Consider the following 677-nt stretch of genomic DNA (forward strand, 5'->3'; position numbering starts at 1 on the left):
CGCCGGCGCGGAGATGGACGACCTGTCCGAGGTCCTGGAGAGCCGGGACCTCTCCGCGGTGGTGCAACGTGATCCGCCGCGCCACCGCCCCCTGCTGTTCAGCAAGCCGCTGGTCGCAGCCATCAACGGTGGTGCCGCCGGCCTCGGGCTCGTCGAGGCGCTGTACTGCGATGTCCGCTTCGCCGTTCCGCGCGCCAAGCTCACCGCCGCCTTCTCCCGCCGCGGGCTCATCGCCGAGTACGGCGTCGCCTGGCTGCTGCCGCGCCTCGTTGGCCGGAGCCGCGCCCTGGACATCCTGCTCTCATCGCGGGTCGTCCTCGGCGACGAGGCTCTCCGGATCGGGCTTATCGACCGGATCGTCGAGCCCGACCTGCTGCTCGACGCTGCCGTCGCCTACGCCGAGGAACTGGCGAACGCCTGCTCGCCGGCCTCCATGCGAACGATCAAGCGGCAGCTGCTCCATGCCCAGGACAGCACGTTCGCCGAGGCTCTCGATGAGGCCGACCGGCTCATGCTCGACGCGTTCAGCTCCCCCGACTTCCGCGAGGGGCTCACCAGCTATCTCGAGGGTCGGCCGCCGGCATTCCCCGGCCTTTCCATCGCACCTTAAGCAAGCACAACATTTCATCCCAGGAGGACCCCCATGCCCGAAGCAGTCATCGTCTCAGCCGTCCGCT

Annotated in this window: 1 protein-coding gene; it reads left to right on the forward strand. The window is 69.3% G+C overall.

Annotated elements, in window-relative coordinates; translation table 11 throughout:
• Positions 1 to 610 (forward strand): enoyl-CoA hydratase-related protein (locus tag ACOADB_RS11870; RefSeq protein ID WP_378598484.1); only part of this gene is annotated, 610 nt, incomplete at its 5' end.
• Positions 611 to 677: the final 67 nt, after the last annotated feature.

The sequence above is a fragment of the Nocardioides sp. CPCC 206348 genome (assembly GCF_048654705.1).
GTDB lineage: Bacteria > Actinomycetota > Actinomycetes > Propionibacteriales > Nocardioidaceae > Nocardioides.